This is a genomic window from Corynebacterium lujinxingii, assembly GCF_014490555.1.
Taxonomy (GTDB): Bacteria; Actinomycetota; Actinomycetes; order Mycobacteriales; family Mycobacteriaceae; genus Corynebacterium; species Corynebacterium lujinxingii.
This window is the reverse complement of the sequence record NZ_CP061032.1, coordinates 642,492-654,829: the sequence shown is the minus strand read 5'-3', so window position 1 is coordinate 654,829 and position 12,338 is coordinate 642,492. Positions and strand designations below refer to the sequence as shown.

Sequence of the window (12,338 nt, the reverse complement as noted above, 5' to 3'; positions counted from 1 at the left end):
GGAGTTGCGTGCCCCAGCCCACGAAGTCCGAAATGCGCACCGCGCACCTCGCTTATCGACGATCCCTTGCCTCCCAAAGCAGGCGTAAACGCGCCCTTGACGACGCCCTCGTGCGAGCGACTTTCGACTGCATCCGGGCTCTCGGCGTGGGAGGAACCAACCTCGCCGCGTACAACCCGTTGCCATCCGAGCCCGGCCCGGCAAATTTCGCCGTCCAGCTCACCGCAGTCGCCCGCACGGTCTTCCTGCCGATCTCGCTTCAAGGAGGCATCCTCGCTTGGGCTGCCGCCGGTGCTGGCACGAGCGAAGCGGGCGCGTTGGGCGTGTCCGAGCCGTCCGGGGCGCGCTACACCTCCAACGTGCTGCGCTCCTGCGGGCTTGTCGTCGCGCCGGCGCTCGCGGTGGATCGATCCGGCATGCGACTCGGCAAGGGCAAGGGCTACTACGACCGTGCACTGGAACAACTCGATGTGCCGGTCGCGGCGGTGGTCTACGACGAAGAGGTGGTGGACGCAGTTCCCCACGACGCACACGATCGGGCTGTCGACCTCGTCATCACCCCAAGCGGTTTTTTCCGCGTGTAGGGAACCGCGCGAGCGTTGTCAGCGTCCAATACATATGGACTTTGCTGAACGTTTCGCGCACTGGCGCACCCCCGGTTACCGCCGCTCCGTGGCGATCCGGCGCGCGGTGGGTATTGCGCTAGTTGCCGTCGCCGCTGCACAACTGGTCATCGGGGCCGCGCGTGAAGATCCGGCCGTGCTCGTCTTCTCCCGTGAGGTCGCCCCTGGCGTGGCGCTCACCACCGACGACGTGGAGTTGCGCCGCCTGCCCGACACCGCCGTGCCGGAGGGTGCGTTGCGCGACGCGGCGCTTGTCGACGGCCAAGTGCTCGCCGCAGCGGCCGCCCCGGGAGAAGTGGTGACCACCACACGCCTAGTCGGGCCCGACTTAACGGCTGCGCTGGTGGCGGACGAACCCGAGGGCGAGCCCTTTTCCATGGTGCCGGTACCGGTTGCGGAGGTAGACGTGATCCCTCTGCTCACCCACGGCGCGCGAGTGGATGTCGTCGGCCAGGGCCCGCGCACAGTAGCAACCGGTGGCCGTGTGGTCACCGCAGGCGAAGAAGGGACTGTGCTGGTGCTGCTGCGGCAGTCGGATGCGGAGGAGGTGGCGGCGTCGTCGTTAAGCGAACCGCTCACGCTCGTATTGAGCGCACGTCCACGTGCGTTTACGATGCCGTAGCATGCTTCAAGGTTTTAAAGACTTTATCTTGCGCGGCAACGTCATCGAGCTTGCCGTCGGTGTGGTAATCGGTGCGGCATTCACCGCCGTGGTCACCGCGTTCTCTGACAACATCATCAACCCGCTCCTCGCAGCCATCGGCGGCGTGGACTACTCCGGCCTGGGCTTCTTCGTCCGCGAAGGCAACGATGCCACCTTCGTCGACTTCGGTGCGCTGATCACCGCCATCATCAACTTCCTGCTCATCGCCGCAGTGATCTACTTCCTGCTGGTTGCCCCGATGAACAAGCTGGACGAGGCGCAGAAGCGCCGCAAGGGTATCGACCCGGAGGAGCCGACTCCGACCGAAACCGAGCTCCTTACCGAGATCCGCGACCTGCTCGCAAACCAGAACCCAATTAACGCGAACAAGCCGTTGAACTAATCCCCGTGGTGCGGCGGCCGCTCCGCCTCGTAAAATTCGCGGCCGGTTAAGCCCGGCTCATCGTCGTCGAGTTGCACTTCGCGCTCACCGTCGAAGGCCGGGCTTTTGTGTTGCTGCGACGCCGTGTCCGGCGTGCGGTCGTAATCCACGTCCGCACGCCGAACCGCTCTCCGCCTCTTGCGCACCATTAGACCGAGTGCTTGTTCAGCTCGTCGATGAGGTGGCTGACCAGTGGCGCAATCGTCGATACACCATCGCGGATCGCCTGGCGACTCGGCGCAAGGTTGACCACCACAGTCGAGCCGGACACGCCGCAGATGCCGCGAGACGTGCACGCGTCGACTGCGCCGCACGCCTGGCCGGAGGCGCGGATTGCCTGGCTGACACCGGGCACCACCTTGTCGATGACCGCGCGGGTGGCCTCCGGCGTCTTATCGCGCGGGCCCACGCCCGTGCCGCCGAGGGTGAGTACCAGGTCCACCCCGCCGACCACACCGGTCTCAATCGCCTTGCGGATCTCCGACTTCTTCGACTTCACGCGCACCACGCCGTCGATCTGGTAGCCGAACTCGCGCAACAACTCCACGACCATCTCGTCGGTGTTGTCGCCCGGGGCGTCGTAGCGACGGTCCCCCACCAGCACCACAATCGCGCACGGCGCGGTCGGCGAATCGCATTCCAGTTCAGAGGCGCGCAGGGTGGCCTCGTCGGGTTCGTTCATGTCCAGCGCAGGCAGGTCGGTTTGCAGGTCAACCTGGTCGAACAATTCAGGCATTCTTAAACGGGCTCCCGTCCGTCAGCACAACAGTTGGCAAAGGTTAGCAAGAGTAGATCGCTAAAGAACTTACTCGGAACTCAAGGTCACCTCTACCGGAATGGGCTCGCTTTCACCCTCGCGCTCCACCTGGAGGGTCACCGTCTGCCCGAAGTCTTGCGAACGCGTTGCGGCGATCAGCGCGTCGGCCGAGTCGATGACGCGGTCGTCGAGACGCGTAATCACGTCGCCACGCTTCAGCCCCGCCTGCTCGCCGGGGCTGCCCGGCTCCACCGCCGCGACAACCGCGCCGCCCGTCATCGCTTGAGCGATGCTCACCTGCACACCCAGCATCGGCTGGGTGGCCTCGCCGTTGGCGATCAACTGTTCCGCGACGCGCTTGGCAAAGTTGGACGGGATGGCGAAGCCGAGCCCGATCGAGCCGCCAGAGCCCTCGGAGCCAAACCCGCCCGTCGACAGCGAGGCGATGACCGAATTCATACCGATCAAGTGGCCTTCCATATCCACAAGAGGGCCGCCGGAGTTGCCGGGGTTAATCGCCGCGTCGGTCTGGATGCCGTCCATCAGCGAGCTCTCGCCCCCGCCCTGGCTGGCACGCACCGGGCGGTTGAGCGCGGAGACGATACCGGTGGTCACCGTCGCAGACAGCCCAAGCGGCGAGCCAACAGCGACGACCTGCTGGCCGACGTTCAAATCGTGCGAGTCGCCGAACTGGATGACTGGCAGGTTGTCCACGCCCTCGATCTTGATTACGCCGATGTCGGTGTTGACGTCGGAAGCCACAAACTGGGCCGGGTGGCGCGACCCGTCGTTGAGCGTGACCTGGATCTCGGTGCCTGGCTCGGCGCCTGCCGCCACAACGTGGTGGTTGGTCAGTACGTAGCCGTCCGAAGAGATGATGGAACCGGAGCCTTCCGCCCCGCCGCCGCGGGTGGCCACCCCGATGGATACCACCGACGGCAGCACCGCCGCCGCGACCTTTTCCACGGAGCCCTCTGGGGCGTCCTCACTCTTTGCCACCGACGGGTTTTCCAGCGCGTTCTCGGGTGCCTGGCTCGGCTCGCCAAGTGGCGACTCGGTGCGTGCTTCACCGTCACCCGCGGACCCTGCGCCGCCCGCCAGATAACCTGCACCGCCACCCGCCGCGAGTGCGGTGACCAGCGCTACCGCGAAGGCGGTACCTGCGCCGCTGCGCCGCTTCTGCTTCGGCTGTGCCTGGGGCGGGACTGGGTACACCCCACCCGATGGGGCGTATTCGGGCTGGTGATACGACTGGTCCTCGTGGCGGGGAAACCTGGCGGTTTCGCCAAAATCGCTCTCATTACTCATGAGGTGCGAGTATGCCCTACCCCGCTGTGGTCATACTTGTCGCCCCACCGCATGAATCGTAACGGTACCTGAGTAGTTGCTGTGCGTGCTAGCCGTAGCTCTTCTTCGGGATCACGCGGGAGGACATCTCCTGCTGCTCCGCGTCATCAACCGGGGCGTCCTCGCTCGGCGGGCGCCCCGGGAACACCACCCGGAAGCGCGCGCCGCCGTCGTCTGATTCCTCCGCGACGATAGTCGCGCCGTGGCGGTCCATCACCTGCTTCACAATCGCAAGGCCCAACCCGGAGCCCGGCATCGCGCGGGACTCCGGAGCACGGTAGAACCGCTCGAACACCTTGGCCCGTTCCTCGGGCGGGATGCCGGGGCCGGAGTCGTCGACAATCAGCACCGCGTTGCGCTTCGCGGCCTTCAACGACACACGCACCGTGCCGCCTTGCGGCGACCACTTGGCGGCGTTGTCGATCAGGTTGATTGGGGCACGCCCCATCGCGAAACGGTCGCCGCGGATCATCCACGGATCAGCGTGGAACAAAAATGTCACGTCGGGGCGGCGGCGACGCACGCGGTCGAGGGCTTCCTCGAGCACTTCGTCGAGGCGGAAATCTTCCGGCTCGGTCTCGTGCGACTCGTCGCGCGCCAGGTTGACCAGATCGCCGATGAGGATGGACATCTCCTCCATCTGGGCGAGAACGTCACGCTCGAGATCCGCACGGTCTTCCTTTGAAATCTGATCCTCGCGGCCGGAGTTGTAGAGCATCATCAACAACTCGATGTTCGTGCGCATCGACGTCAACGGGGTTTTCAGCTCGTGTCCCGCATCCGCGACCAACTGGGCCTGGCGCTGTTTCGAATCCTCCAAGGAGTTGATCAGCGTGTTGATCGACGCGGTCACCGCGGCGAACTCATCGTCGCCCTCGACCGGAAGCTCACGCGGGCCGGTCGACTCGTTGGCCGTATCCAGCTCGCGGTGCAGGCGACGCACCGGGGTCAGCCCGACGGCAGAGATAAGAGCACCGGAAATCCAGGCCAGCAGGCTGCCTACACCGATGACGACGAGCAGCGCCGCCGCGCGGCTGCCGGAGACGCGCCCGTATGGGTCCTCCGACTGCGCGGCGGCGACAACCAAGCCGTTCGGGGTACGCCGCACGACGATCCGCTCCCCGCTGACCGACCGGGCGGACACGGCATCGCCCGCGGGCGTGCGTGTATATGGCCCCGCCACCGGGACAGGATCGCCGATAAACGTGTTGTCGTCCGCGGAGGACACAGCAATGCTGGTCATCGGATTCGCGCGGCGGAACGCCTCGAGCTCGGCGCGCACCGTATCGGCGTCCGCACCTTCGAGCTGCCGGGCAATACCGAGCGTTTTACTGCGCAGCTCGGTGTCGAGCATCCCCTCATGGGTGGTGTCCGACAGCCAAAACCCGACCGTCGTGGTCAGCGCAATCACCGCGGCGACAATGAACCCGGCGAGCACCGCCAGCTTCGCGCGGAGCGAACGCCCGGCCCCCGGGCGCCGCTCTCCTTCCGCCCGTGAGGTCGCGCGCACGATCACGGAGCAGTCTCCCGCAGGACGTAGCCGACACCGCGCACGGTGTGGATGAGTCGAGATTCACCGCCCGCCTCTGTCTTGCGACGCAAGTATCCGATGTAGACCTCCAGCGCGTTGCCGGACGTCGGGAAATCGTACCCCCAGACCTCCTCGAGGATCGTCTGGCGGGCCAGCACGTGGCGCGGGTTCTGCATGAGCAGGTGCAGCAGCGCGAACTCGGTGCGGGTCAGGGAAATCGGGCGGCCGGCGCGTGCAACGTCGCGGGTCGAGGTGTCCATGGTCAGGTCCTCGAACTTCAGCTTCGTCTTGTCGTCCTGCTCGGTGTTGCGCGACTCGGTGCGCGCGCGGCGCAGCAGCGAGCCAACACGGGCTAGCAGCTCCTCGAGCGCGAACGGCTTGGGCAGGTAGTCGTCGGCACCCGCGTCCAAGCCAGCGACGCGGTCGGCGACGCCGTCGCGGGCAGTCAGCATCAGAATGGGACCGTCGTAGCCCGACGAGCGCAGCGTGCGGCACACACCCAGCCCGTCAAGCTTTGGCATCATCAGGTCCAGAATGGTCAGGTCGGGCTGCTCGAGACGGATTTGATCCAACGCGTCCTCGCCATCTTCGGCGAGCACGACGTCATATCCGTTGAAGCGAAGGGACCGGCGCAGGGATTCGCGCACGGCCTGTTCGTCGTCGGCAACGAGAATTTTCATGCGGATATTATGACTTATTTTTCTTTAAGTGTGAAACGGGCACGAAAAAGCCGGGTTACCATGGGGCAACCCGGCTACCATCGCGGCTAAGAAAACCGCGAGAGCTTAGAACTGCTCGACGTCGATCAGGCCAGCCTGAGCAGCCTTGACCAGGCGGCGCGGGATCTGCACCTCGCGGCCGTCGATCTTGACGTTCACCAGATCGGGGTTGTTCGCCTTCCACTGGGAACGGCGCATGCGCGTGTTCGCGCGGGACTTCTTGAACTTAGGGGTTGCCATGCTTGTGCTCCTTTAAGACCCTTTAGTTGGCGGACTTCTTCTTGCGGCGTGCCATGGCACCGAAGCGCTGGTTGAACTTCTCAACACGGCCAGCGGTGTCCATGAGGCGCTGAGCGCCGGTCCAGAACGGGTGGGACTCGGCCGTCACGTCCACCACGATCAGCGGGTACTCGTTGCCGTCTTCCCACTTTTCGGTACGTGCGGAGGTCTGGGTGGAGCGCGTCAGGAACTTGTGGCCCGTGTTCGCGTCCTGGAAAATCACCGGGTGGTAATCCGGGTGAATGTCTTTCCTCATATGTATTCGTCTCCCTCAGGATTGAACTTCGGGTCGGTTCCGCTGCGCGCGGATCGTGCCCGAGTTGGGTGCGAAATGGTCTTTTCATCCGGCGGTCGCCGGACAACTCGGAGTATCTTACAGCTCGCCGGCGTGCATTCCTAATTGCGGAGCAGTTGCTTGCCGACGACCTCCGCCCTGCTCACCGCCTATTCTCTCCGGCTTGGACACCTATGAACCTTCGGACCCTCACGTTGCCGCTCGCCGCTACCGCCGGCCTGGCGGCCCTCGTAGCCCTCGACGCGGGCACCGCTGCGGGACTTTGCGGGCGGTTGCTGCCGGTGCTCGCCTTCGCCGCGGGCATGTCCGTCACCGTCAATCTCGCGGCCCGGGCACGGCTATTCGAGTGGGCAGTTGCCGCCCTGGATCGCTCCGTGGGGCGCCGTGAAATTGTTCTCGCGGGATTTTTGTCGCTGTGTGTCGTTGCCACAATGTTTCTGTCACTGGACACGACGGCGGTCATGCTCACCCCGCTGGCGGCAGTGTTGTGCCGGCGATTCGGCTTCAACCCGGTAGCGCTGCCCCTCGCGGTCATTTGGATCGCCAACCTCGCGTCGCTGCCGCTGCCGGTGTCCAACCTGACAAACCTGCTCGCGCTCGGCGCGGACGCCTTCACCTCCGCCCGCGACTACCGCGCCACGGCTGCTGCCCCAGCCGCCGCAGGCATTGCCGTCGCACTCGCTGCGTCATACCTCGTCCGGCTGCGCCACCGCAGCACGCCCACTGCGACGCTGACGGCAACGGAAGAAGTGCCGACGCGGCCAACCGCCGCGCTCGCCGTGGTCGCTGCAACCCTGCTCTTCCTGCTCACACCGGTGCCCTATTGGGCGACGAGCACAATCGCCGCAGTCGCAATATGGCTTACGACCGAAAAAAGTGCCCGCCCCGGTCCGGCCTCGCTCATCCCGTGGAACGCGTTGCTGCTCACCACCGCTGTCTCGGCGGCGGCGACGCTCGTGCTCACGCTGGGCGGAGAAGTCGTCGTTAAGCAAGCGCTCGGCGACGCCACCGGCCCCGCGACCGCGGCCTCGGGAGCGCTGGCGGCGAACCTGCTGAACAACATCCCGGCGTACTTCGCACTCGAACCCGCCACGGAAGGTGCGGTGGAAACCTTGGCACTGCTCATTGGGGTCAATTTCGGACCGGTAGTCACCCCATGGGCCTCGTTGGCGACGCTGCTGTGGGCCGACCAACTCAAACGCGCGGGAATCAACGCGCCGTGGAAGCAGTTCGTGGGATACGGCCTCCTGGTCGCGCCGGCGGCGATCGTGGCTGCGTTAGCAACACTCGGGTAGCAGCCGTTTTCAACGCGCTCGGCGATTAGGTTTCTCAGCCCACGACCTGTATGGTTGTCTCTCGCTGTTGTCGAAGTACACGTATACGCCTACGTCAACCGATTGCACTTGCGCCGCAAGCGGACCCTCACTCCGTTTTTACCTGGCGCTTTCCTCACATCGTGATCGTGTCGTGGGCGGCAAGAAGAGTAAGGAAGAAACCCATGTCGGCACATTGCCAGGTCACGGGACGTCAGCCGTCGTTCGGCAAGACCGTCTCGCACTCGCACCGCCGCCACTCGCGCCGTTGGAACCCCAACGTGCAGAAGCGGAAGTTTTACCTGCCCTCCGAGGGCCGTACCATCACCCTGAACGTTTCCACGAAGGGTCTGAAGATCATCGACCGCGACGGCATCGAGTCTGTTGTCGCCAAGATCCGCGCACGAGGTGAGAAGATCTAATGGCACGTAACGATATCCGCCCGATCATCAAGCTGAAGTCCACTGCGGGCACCGGCTTCACCTACGTGACCCGCAAGAACAAGCGCAACAACCCGGATCGCATCACGCTGAAGAAGTACGATCCGGTTGTGCGCAAGCACGTCGAATTCCGCGAGGAGCGATAATCCATGGCGAAGAAGTCCAAGATCGCTAAGAACGAGCAGCGTAAAGAGATCGTCGCCCGCTACGCGGAGCGTCGTAACGAGCTCAAGGCCATCATCAAGAACCCGGAGACCTCCGACGAGGATCGTCTGGACGCCCAGTTCGAGCTCAACCGTCAGCCGCGCGACGCCTCCCCGGTTCGCGTGCGCAACCGTGACTCGCGTGACGGCCGCCCGCGTGGCTACCTCCGCAAGTTCGGTGTTTCCCGTGTCCGTATGCGCGAGATGGCTCACCGCGGTGAGCTGCCTGGCGTCCGTAAGTCTTCGTGGTAAGGAGGACTCACATTTATGAAGCGCAACAATTCGCGTAAGCCGCGCATTGAGCAGTCCCGTCGCCCGAAGAAGAACCCGCTGAAGGCCAAGGGCATCGAGGCTGTCGATTACAAGGATGTTGAGACCCTGCGTCTTTTCATCTCGGATCGCCACAAGATCCGTTCCCGCCGCGTCACGGGTCTGACCCCGCAGCAGCAGCGCCAGGTCGCTACCGCTGTGAAGAACGCGCGCGAGATGGCTCTTCTGCCGTTCACGACCCGCTAATTAGCCGGTTGACGATGACAGCGTAAGAGTCTTCGACTCGAAGCACCCGCACTCCCCTCCCCGAGGGTTGAGAGCGGGTGCTTTTCTTCTAAGGTATTGCTCGACAGAAAGGATGGTGCGTATGGCGAACACGGTTGGACGCCCCCGGAAGCAGAGCCCCCGCCGCAAGGGTGCCACGGCGCGCGAGGAGATTCTCGACGCCGCTTCCGAGTTGTTCACGCGCAACGGCTTTGCGACGACATCCACGCACGACATCGCCAACGCCGTGGGCATCCGCCAAGCGTCGCTGTACTACCACTTCCCGTCGAAGCGCGACATCTTTCTCACCCTGCTCATGGGCACGCTCCAGCCGTCGCTGGATTTAGCCTCCGACCTGGCGAAGACTGACGAGACCGCCGCGGTAAAGCTGTGGGCGCTGGTGGCGGCGGAGTCGCGCATTTTGCTGTCGACGAACTGGAACATCGGCAGGCTCTACCAATTGCCCGTGCTGGTCTCCGAGGAGTTTCAGGAGTACCACGAGGCGCGCCGGAAGCTAGAGGAGATCTTCCGCGGGCTCGCCGCACAGATCGTCGGCGATGACGACCCACGCATCGACCTGCCGTTCCACATGACGCTCGCGGCGATCGAGATGCGTGACAACACCGGCACCGCGCCGTACCCGCTTGTCGACGACGCCCTGCCCGCCCCCTCCGTCACCCTCGCCGACGCGGTGCTCGACGTGTTGCACACCGACCTGCCGGAGCGCCGCACCGAGCGCATGCTCAGCCTGGTCGCCCAGGTCTCACGCGAAGAGAATTAACCACACGCCGCCCGCGGCAATAACCCCGCCTGCTCCTGCAGCGCCAGGGCGGCGGCGTTGAGCATCCCCTGCCCCGCCCCGTAGGAGCCGTCCGCCGGCAGCGCGGTGATTGCCACCGCCGCAACTGTGCCGTCGCCGCGCGGCATGAGCCCGAACTGGCGAGTGGTGTACATCCCAGCCTCGTCCGGTCCCCAGCCGCCCTTGTAGGCCGCATCGCCGGTCGTCCCGAGCCCGTAGGCCTGCGAGGCGTCGACCTGCCGCATGAGCGCCAGCACGTCCGCGGCCCCCGGCACGCACCCGAGTTGCCCCGCCATGACCGCTTCCTGCCCGGTGGTGAGCATCGTCTGCCCGAAGGTGCTAAACCCCGGACGTGTGAGCACCGTGTTCACCTGCGCGCCGGCCCCCATCTCGGCCAGGACCTGATTAACGGCATCGGGCCCGACGGCGTCGTAGAGCCTCGCTGCGGCATCGTTGTCGGACACGGTCAACGCCGCCTGCGCGTCCGCGTACAGCCCCGGGTTGGCGCGCAGCGCGGCGATCGCGATGGGCACCTTGATCGTCGACCATGCTGGACTCGGCGCGTCAAAACCCGCCATGGTGACACCGTCCGCCCCCGCCACCGCGATGCCGATGGTGCCGCCGTAGAGGGCGGTGATGTCGGCCACGATGTCGTCGAGAAGCGATTGCAACGGCGCTTCAGGCGGGGCAACGCTTGACGACGACACCCTCGCCGGAGCCGACACGGATACCGTGGACACGGTCGGCTCCGGCAGTTCGCTCGCAGTCGGCAACGCAGGCTGATCGGGGCCCGCACATGCGCAAAGCGCCGCCGCGCACACGAGTGCAACGGCGGCGCCAGTGATGCGACTTACCAAATCTTCACCCGGGCGTTGTTGCCGCCGGTGCAGTAAACGGTCTTGTCGCCGCGGCAGGTCATGCGGTACTCCACCCCGGTGACCGGGCTCCACGCGGTGATGGTTACATTCGGGTCGCCGCCCCGGTTGTAGGCGCTGACAAACGCGTCGTACACGTTGGACGCGAAGCTCGAGCTGGTCACGTCGGTGTCCGGCGACCAGTTGCCGTAGCTGCGCTTCTCCGGAGCCTTCTTCGTGGTCGACTTCTTTGACGAGGACGGCGTTGGTTCGTCGCTCTTTTCATCGCCGGTGGCGGAGTCGTCGTCACCCGCGCCGCGCGTGCTCGTCTCCACGATGGTGTTGGTCACCGGACCGCTGCTGCCGTTGAAGGCGCCGGAGACGTTCATGAACGCGTAGATGGCGACCGGGATCGCGAGCAGCAGCACGGCGAGCGCGACGATCCAGCCGACGTTGCTGCGCTTCTCCGGCTGCTGGAACCCGCCCGGATAACCGCCTGGGTACTGGTTCGGTTGCGCGTACTGCGGCTGCGCGTACTGCGGGTTGTAGTTTTGCTGCGGGAACTGCTGCGTAGGCTGCGGCTCCGACGGAGTGTTCCACTGGTTGTCGCCGGAGCCCCAGTTGTAGGAACCGTTCTGGTTCGACATGGCTACGCCTTTCTCATCGGTACTGGGGAGCAGATATTAGCAGCGTGCGGTGCGGAAATCGCCGCGCATTGCGGCAACTCCGTCCGCCAGCTCGTTGAGCATGGCAAAGCTGCCCTCGTGCCCCTTCGGGCTATGCGCGGTGATCGCCACGGCGACATCGCCGTTCGGCCCCGGGATCAGGCCGAACTGGCGTGCCAGGTGGCCGCCCTGGTAGTAGTTCCAGCCGCCCTTGAACCGCGCGCCAGGGATGCGGCCCAGGCCCCAGTGCTGGTAGTCCACAATGCGGCCCATCATGTCCAGCACCGGCTCGTGGCCCGGCACGCAGCGCAGGCCCGAGGCGAACGCGGCCTGGTCGCTCGTGGTCCACATCGTGCCCATCTGGTAGCCCGCCGGTGTGGTGGTGCGCGAGCCGGCTTGGTGGATGATGCCGTCGAGTTCCGCACCCGATACCTGCGCGAACATGCGGTGCGCCGCCGGGTTGTCGGAGCGCGTCACGGCGATCTCCGCGTCGCGGTAGTTCGCCTGGCTCTTGCGCAGCGCGGCGATGGACACCGGCACCTTCATCGTGGAAAACGCCGGTTCCGGACGGTTGTCACCCGCGGTAACGCCGCCGACGGACACGGTCGCGCGTCCCCCATGGCGCCCGACAACCTCGCGCACCAACCGGTTGAGCTCCGCTTGCGTATCGACGACACGCTTCGGCGCCGGCTTCTGCGCAGCTTTCTGCGGCGCCGTCAGCGGCAGCGGCAGGTGGATTGCGCGCTGCAGCTGCGGCGGCAACTGCTTGTAGGTCTGCACGATCGCCGGTCCCACCACCGGGATCTGGTCGATGGCGGTGTAGGTCGGCAGAGCAGGGATGGTGGGCAGAGACAGGCCGGCGGCCAGTGCGAGCGCCGCAAGTTTGGAGGACAC

General features: G+C 65.4%; 19 protein-coding genes. 9 read left to right on the top strand and 10 right to left on the bottom strand.

The window, feature by feature from the left end:
* Positions 1 to 8: 8 nt before the first annotated feature.
* Genes IAU68_RS03205 through mscL form a run of 3 tightly spaced genes read left to right on the top strand, consistent with a single transcriptional unit; the run spans position 9 to position 1,669 of the window.
* Complete coding sequence (locus tag IAU68_RS03205) at positions 9 to 584, top strand: 5-formyltetrahydrofolate cyclo-ligase (RefSeq protein ID WP_171194510.1); 576 nt, start codon at positions 9 to 11, stop codon at positions 582 to 584.
* 34 nt (positions 585 to 618) lie between these two features.
* Positions 619 to 1,245: an SAF domain-containing protein gene (locus IAU68_RS03200; RefSeq protein WP_171194511.1), complete on the top strand. Its 627-nt coding sequence runs from the start codon at positions 619 to 621 to the stop codon at positions 1,243 to 1,245.
* Position 1,246: 1 nt separating this feature from the next.
* A complete protein-coding gene (gene mscL, locus IAU68_RS03195) occupies positions 1,247 to 1,669 on the top strand; it encodes a large conductance mechanosensitive channel protein MscL (protein WP_171194512.1) in 423 nt (140 codons plus the stop codon).
* On the opposite strand, the gene IAU68_RS03190 is transcribed toward mscL, so the two are convergent.
* The 7 genes from IAU68_RS03190 to IAU68_RS03160 form a co-directional block, all read right to left on the bottom strand.
* Positions 1,666 to 1,857 carry a hypothetical protein gene (locus IAU68_RS03190; protein ID WP_171194513.1) on the bottom strand — a complete coding sequence of 64 codons (192 nt, stop codon included), beginning with the start codon at positions 1,855 to 1,857 and terminating at the stop codon, positions 1,666 to 1,668. The genes mscL and IAU68_RS03190 overlap by 4 nt on opposite strands.
* Positions 1,857 to 2,444 (bottom strand): MogA/MoaB family molybdenum cofactor biosynthesis protein, encoded by a 588-nt coding sequence (locus IAU68_RS03185; protein ID WP_171194514.1) that lies wholly within the window; start codon positions 2,442 to 2,444, stop codon positions 1,857 to 1,859. The genes IAU68_RS03190 and IAU68_RS03185 overlap by 1 nt, the downstream gene beginning before the upstream one ends.
* A gap of 69 nt (positions 2,445 to 2,513) precedes the next feature.
* Positions 2,514 to 3,773 (bottom strand): S1C family serine protease, encoded by a 1,260-nt coding sequence (locus IAU68_RS03180; RefSeq protein ID WP_171194515.1) that lies wholly within the window; start codon positions 3,771 to 3,773, stop codon positions 2,514 to 2,516.
* An 88-nt stretch (positions 3,774 to 3,861) separates the two neighbouring features.
* On the bottom strand, positions 3,862 to 5,322 hold the full coding sequence (locus IAU68_RS03175) for a sensor histidine kinase (protein WP_187767832.1): 1,461 nt from the start codon (positions 5,320 to 5,322) through the stop codon (positions 3,862 to 3,864).
* Between the two features lie 2 nt (positions 5,323 to 5,324).
* Positions 5,325 to 6,023: a response regulator transcription factor gene (locus IAU68_RS03170; protein ID WP_171194517.1), complete on the bottom strand. Its 699-nt coding sequence runs from the start codon at positions 6,021 to 6,023 to the stop codon at positions 5,325 to 5,327.
* Positions 6,024 to 6,128: 105 nt separating this feature from the next.
* Entirely contained in the window at positions 6,129 to 6,302 is a 174-nt protein-coding gene (gene rpmF, locus IAU68_RS03165) for a 50S ribosomal protein L32 (RefSeq protein WP_171194518.1), read from the bottom strand.
* Between the two features lie 22 nt (positions 6,303 to 6,324).
* Positions 6,325 to 6,597 (bottom strand): type B 50S ribosomal protein L31, encoded by a 273-nt coding sequence (locus IAU68_RS03160; RefSeq protein WP_171194519.1) that lies wholly within the window; start codon positions 6,595 to 6,597, stop codon positions 6,325 to 6,327.
* A 212-nt stretch (positions 6,598 to 6,809) separates the two neighbouring features.
* On the opposite strand from IAU68_RS03160, the gene IAU68_RS03155 reads away from it, so the two are divergent.
* From IAU68_RS03155 to IAU68_RS03130, 6 genes are all read left to right on the top strand, one after another.
* Positions 6,810 to 7,931 (top strand): SLC13 family permease, encoded by a 1,122-nt coding sequence (locus tag IAU68_RS03155; RefSeq protein WP_171194520.1) that lies wholly within the window; start codon positions 6,810 to 6,812, stop codon positions 7,929 to 7,931.
* Positions 7,932 to 8,134: 203 nt separating this feature from the next.
* The gene (rpmB, locus tag IAU68_RS03150; protein WP_171194521.1) at positions 8,135 to 8,371 is read left to right on the top strand and encodes a 50S ribosomal protein L28; all 237 of its coding nucleotides are present in this window, start codon (positions 8,135 to 8,137) and stop codon (positions 8,369 to 8,371) included.
* A complete protein-coding gene (rpmG, locus tag IAU68_RS03145) occupies positions 8,371 to 8,535 on the top strand; it encodes a 50S ribosomal protein L33 (protein ID WP_006841072.1) in 165 nt (54 codons plus the stop codon). The genes rpmB and rpmG overlap by 1 nt, the downstream gene beginning before the upstream one ends.
* Before the next feature lie 3 nt (positions 8,536 to 8,538).
* Positions 8,539 to 8,844, top strand: coding sequence for a 30S ribosomal protein S14 (rpsN, locus tag IAU68_RS03140; RefSeq protein WP_034999472.1), 306 nt, complete (start codon positions 8,539 to 8,541; stop codon positions 8,842 to 8,844).
* A 15-nt stretch (positions 8,845 to 8,859) separates the two neighbouring features.
* The gene (gene rpsR, locus IAU68_RS03135; protein ID WP_171194522.1) at positions 8,860 to 9,108 is read left to right on the top strand and encodes a 30S ribosomal protein S18; all 249 of its coding nucleotides are present in this window, start codon (positions 8,860 to 8,862) and stop codon (positions 9,106 to 9,108) included.
* 121 nt (positions 9,109 to 9,229) lie between these two features.
* Positions 9,230 to 9,907: a TetR/AcrR family transcriptional regulator gene (locus IAU68_RS03130; protein WP_171194523.1), complete on the top strand. Its 678-nt coding sequence runs from the start codon at positions 9,230 to 9,232 to the stop codon at positions 9,905 to 9,907.
* Here IAU68_RS03130 and IAU68_RS03125 read toward each other — a convergent pair.
* Genes IAU68_RS03125 through IAU68_RS03115 form a run of 3 tightly spaced genes read right to left on the bottom strand, consistent with a single transcriptional unit; the run spans position 9,904 to position 12,338 of the window.
* Complete coding sequence (locus IAU68_RS03125) at positions 9,904 to 10,782, bottom strand: class A beta-lactamase-related serine hydrolase (RefSeq protein ID WP_231699079.1); 879 nt, start codon at positions 10,780 to 10,782, stop codon at positions 9,904 to 9,906. The two genes, IAU68_RS03130 and IAU68_RS03125, sit on opposite strands and share 4 nt — an antisense overlap.
* On the bottom strand, positions 10,776 to 11,426 hold the full coding sequence (locus tag IAU68_RS03120; RefSeq protein WP_171194524.1) for a hypothetical protein: 651 nt from the start codon (positions 11,424 to 11,426) through the stop codon (positions 10,776 to 10,778). Before IAU68_RS03120 ends, IAU68_RS03125 begins: the two co-directional genes overlap by 7 nt.
* 36 nt (positions 11,427 to 11,462) lie before the next feature.
* Complete coding sequence (locus IAU68_RS03115) at positions 11,463 to 12,338, bottom strand: serine hydrolase (protein WP_171194525.1); 876 nt, start codon at positions 12,336 to 12,338, stop codon at positions 11,463 to 11,465.

What these genes read in the sequence shown, in the direction of transcription:
- IAU68_RS03130 (WP_171194523.1), top strand. Translation starts at nt 9,230, where the DNA reads ATGGCGAACACGGTTGGACGCCCCCGGAAGCAGAGCCCCCGCCGCAAG.
- IAU68_RS03185 (WP_171194514.1), bottom strand. Translation starts at nt 2,444, where the DNA reads ATGCCTGAATTGTTCGACCAGGTTGACCTGCAAACCGACCTGCCTGCG.
- rpmF (WP_171194518.1), bottom strand. Translation starts at nt 6,302, where the DNA reads ATGGCAACCCCTAAGTTCAAGAAGTCCCGCGCGAACACGCGCATGCGC.
- IAU68_RS03160 (WP_171194519.1), bottom strand. Translation starts at nt 6,597, where the DNA reads ATGAGGAAAGACATTCACCCGGATTACCACCCGGTGATTTTCCAGGAC.
- rpsR (WP_171194522.1), top strand. Translation starts at nt 8,860, where the DNA reads ATGAAGCGCAACAATTCGCGTAAGCCGCGCATTGAGCAGTCCCGTCGC.
- IAU68_RS03200 (WP_171194511.1), top strand. Translation starts at nt 619, where the DNA reads ATGGACTTTGCTGAACGTTTCGCGCACTGGCGCACCCCCGGTTACCGC.
- IAU68_RS03180 (WP_171194515.1), bottom strand. Translation starts at nt 3,773, where the DNA reads ATGAGTAATGAGAGCGATTTTGGCGAAACCGCCAGGTTTCCCCGCCAC.
- rpsN (WP_034999472.1), top strand. Translation starts at nt 8,539, where the DNA reads ATGGCGAAGAAGTCCAAGATCGCTAAGAACGAGCAGCGTAAAGAGATC.
- IAU68_RS03190 (WP_171194513.1), bottom strand. Translation starts at nt 1,857, where the DNA reads ATGGTGCGCAAGAGGCGGAGAGCGGTTCGGCGTGCGGACGTGGATTAC.
- mscL (WP_171194512.1), top strand. Translation starts at nt 1,247, where the DNA reads ATGCTTCAAGGTTTTAAAGACTTTATCTTGCGCGGCAACGTCATCGAG.
- IAU68_RS03120 (WP_171194524.1), bottom strand. Translation starts at nt 11,426, where the DNA reads ATGTCGAACCAGAACGGTTCCTACAACTGGGGCTCCGGCGACAACCAG.
- IAU68_RS03155 (WP_171194520.1), top strand. Translation starts at nt 6,810, where the DNA reads ATGAACCTTCGGACCCTCACGTTGCCGCTCGCCGCTACCGCCGGCCTG.
- rpmG (WP_006841072.1), top strand. Translation starts at nt 8,371, where the DNA reads ATGGCACGTAACGATATCCGCCCGATCATCAAGCTGAAGTCCACTGCG.
- IAU68_RS03170 (WP_171194517.1), bottom strand. Translation starts at nt 6,023, where the DNA reads ATGAAAATTCTCGTTGCCGACGACGAACAGGCCGTGCGCGAATCCCTG.
- rpmB (WP_171194521.1), top strand. Translation starts at nt 8,135, where the DNA reads ATGTCGGCACATTGCCAGGTCACGGGACGTCAGCCGTCGTTCGGCAAG.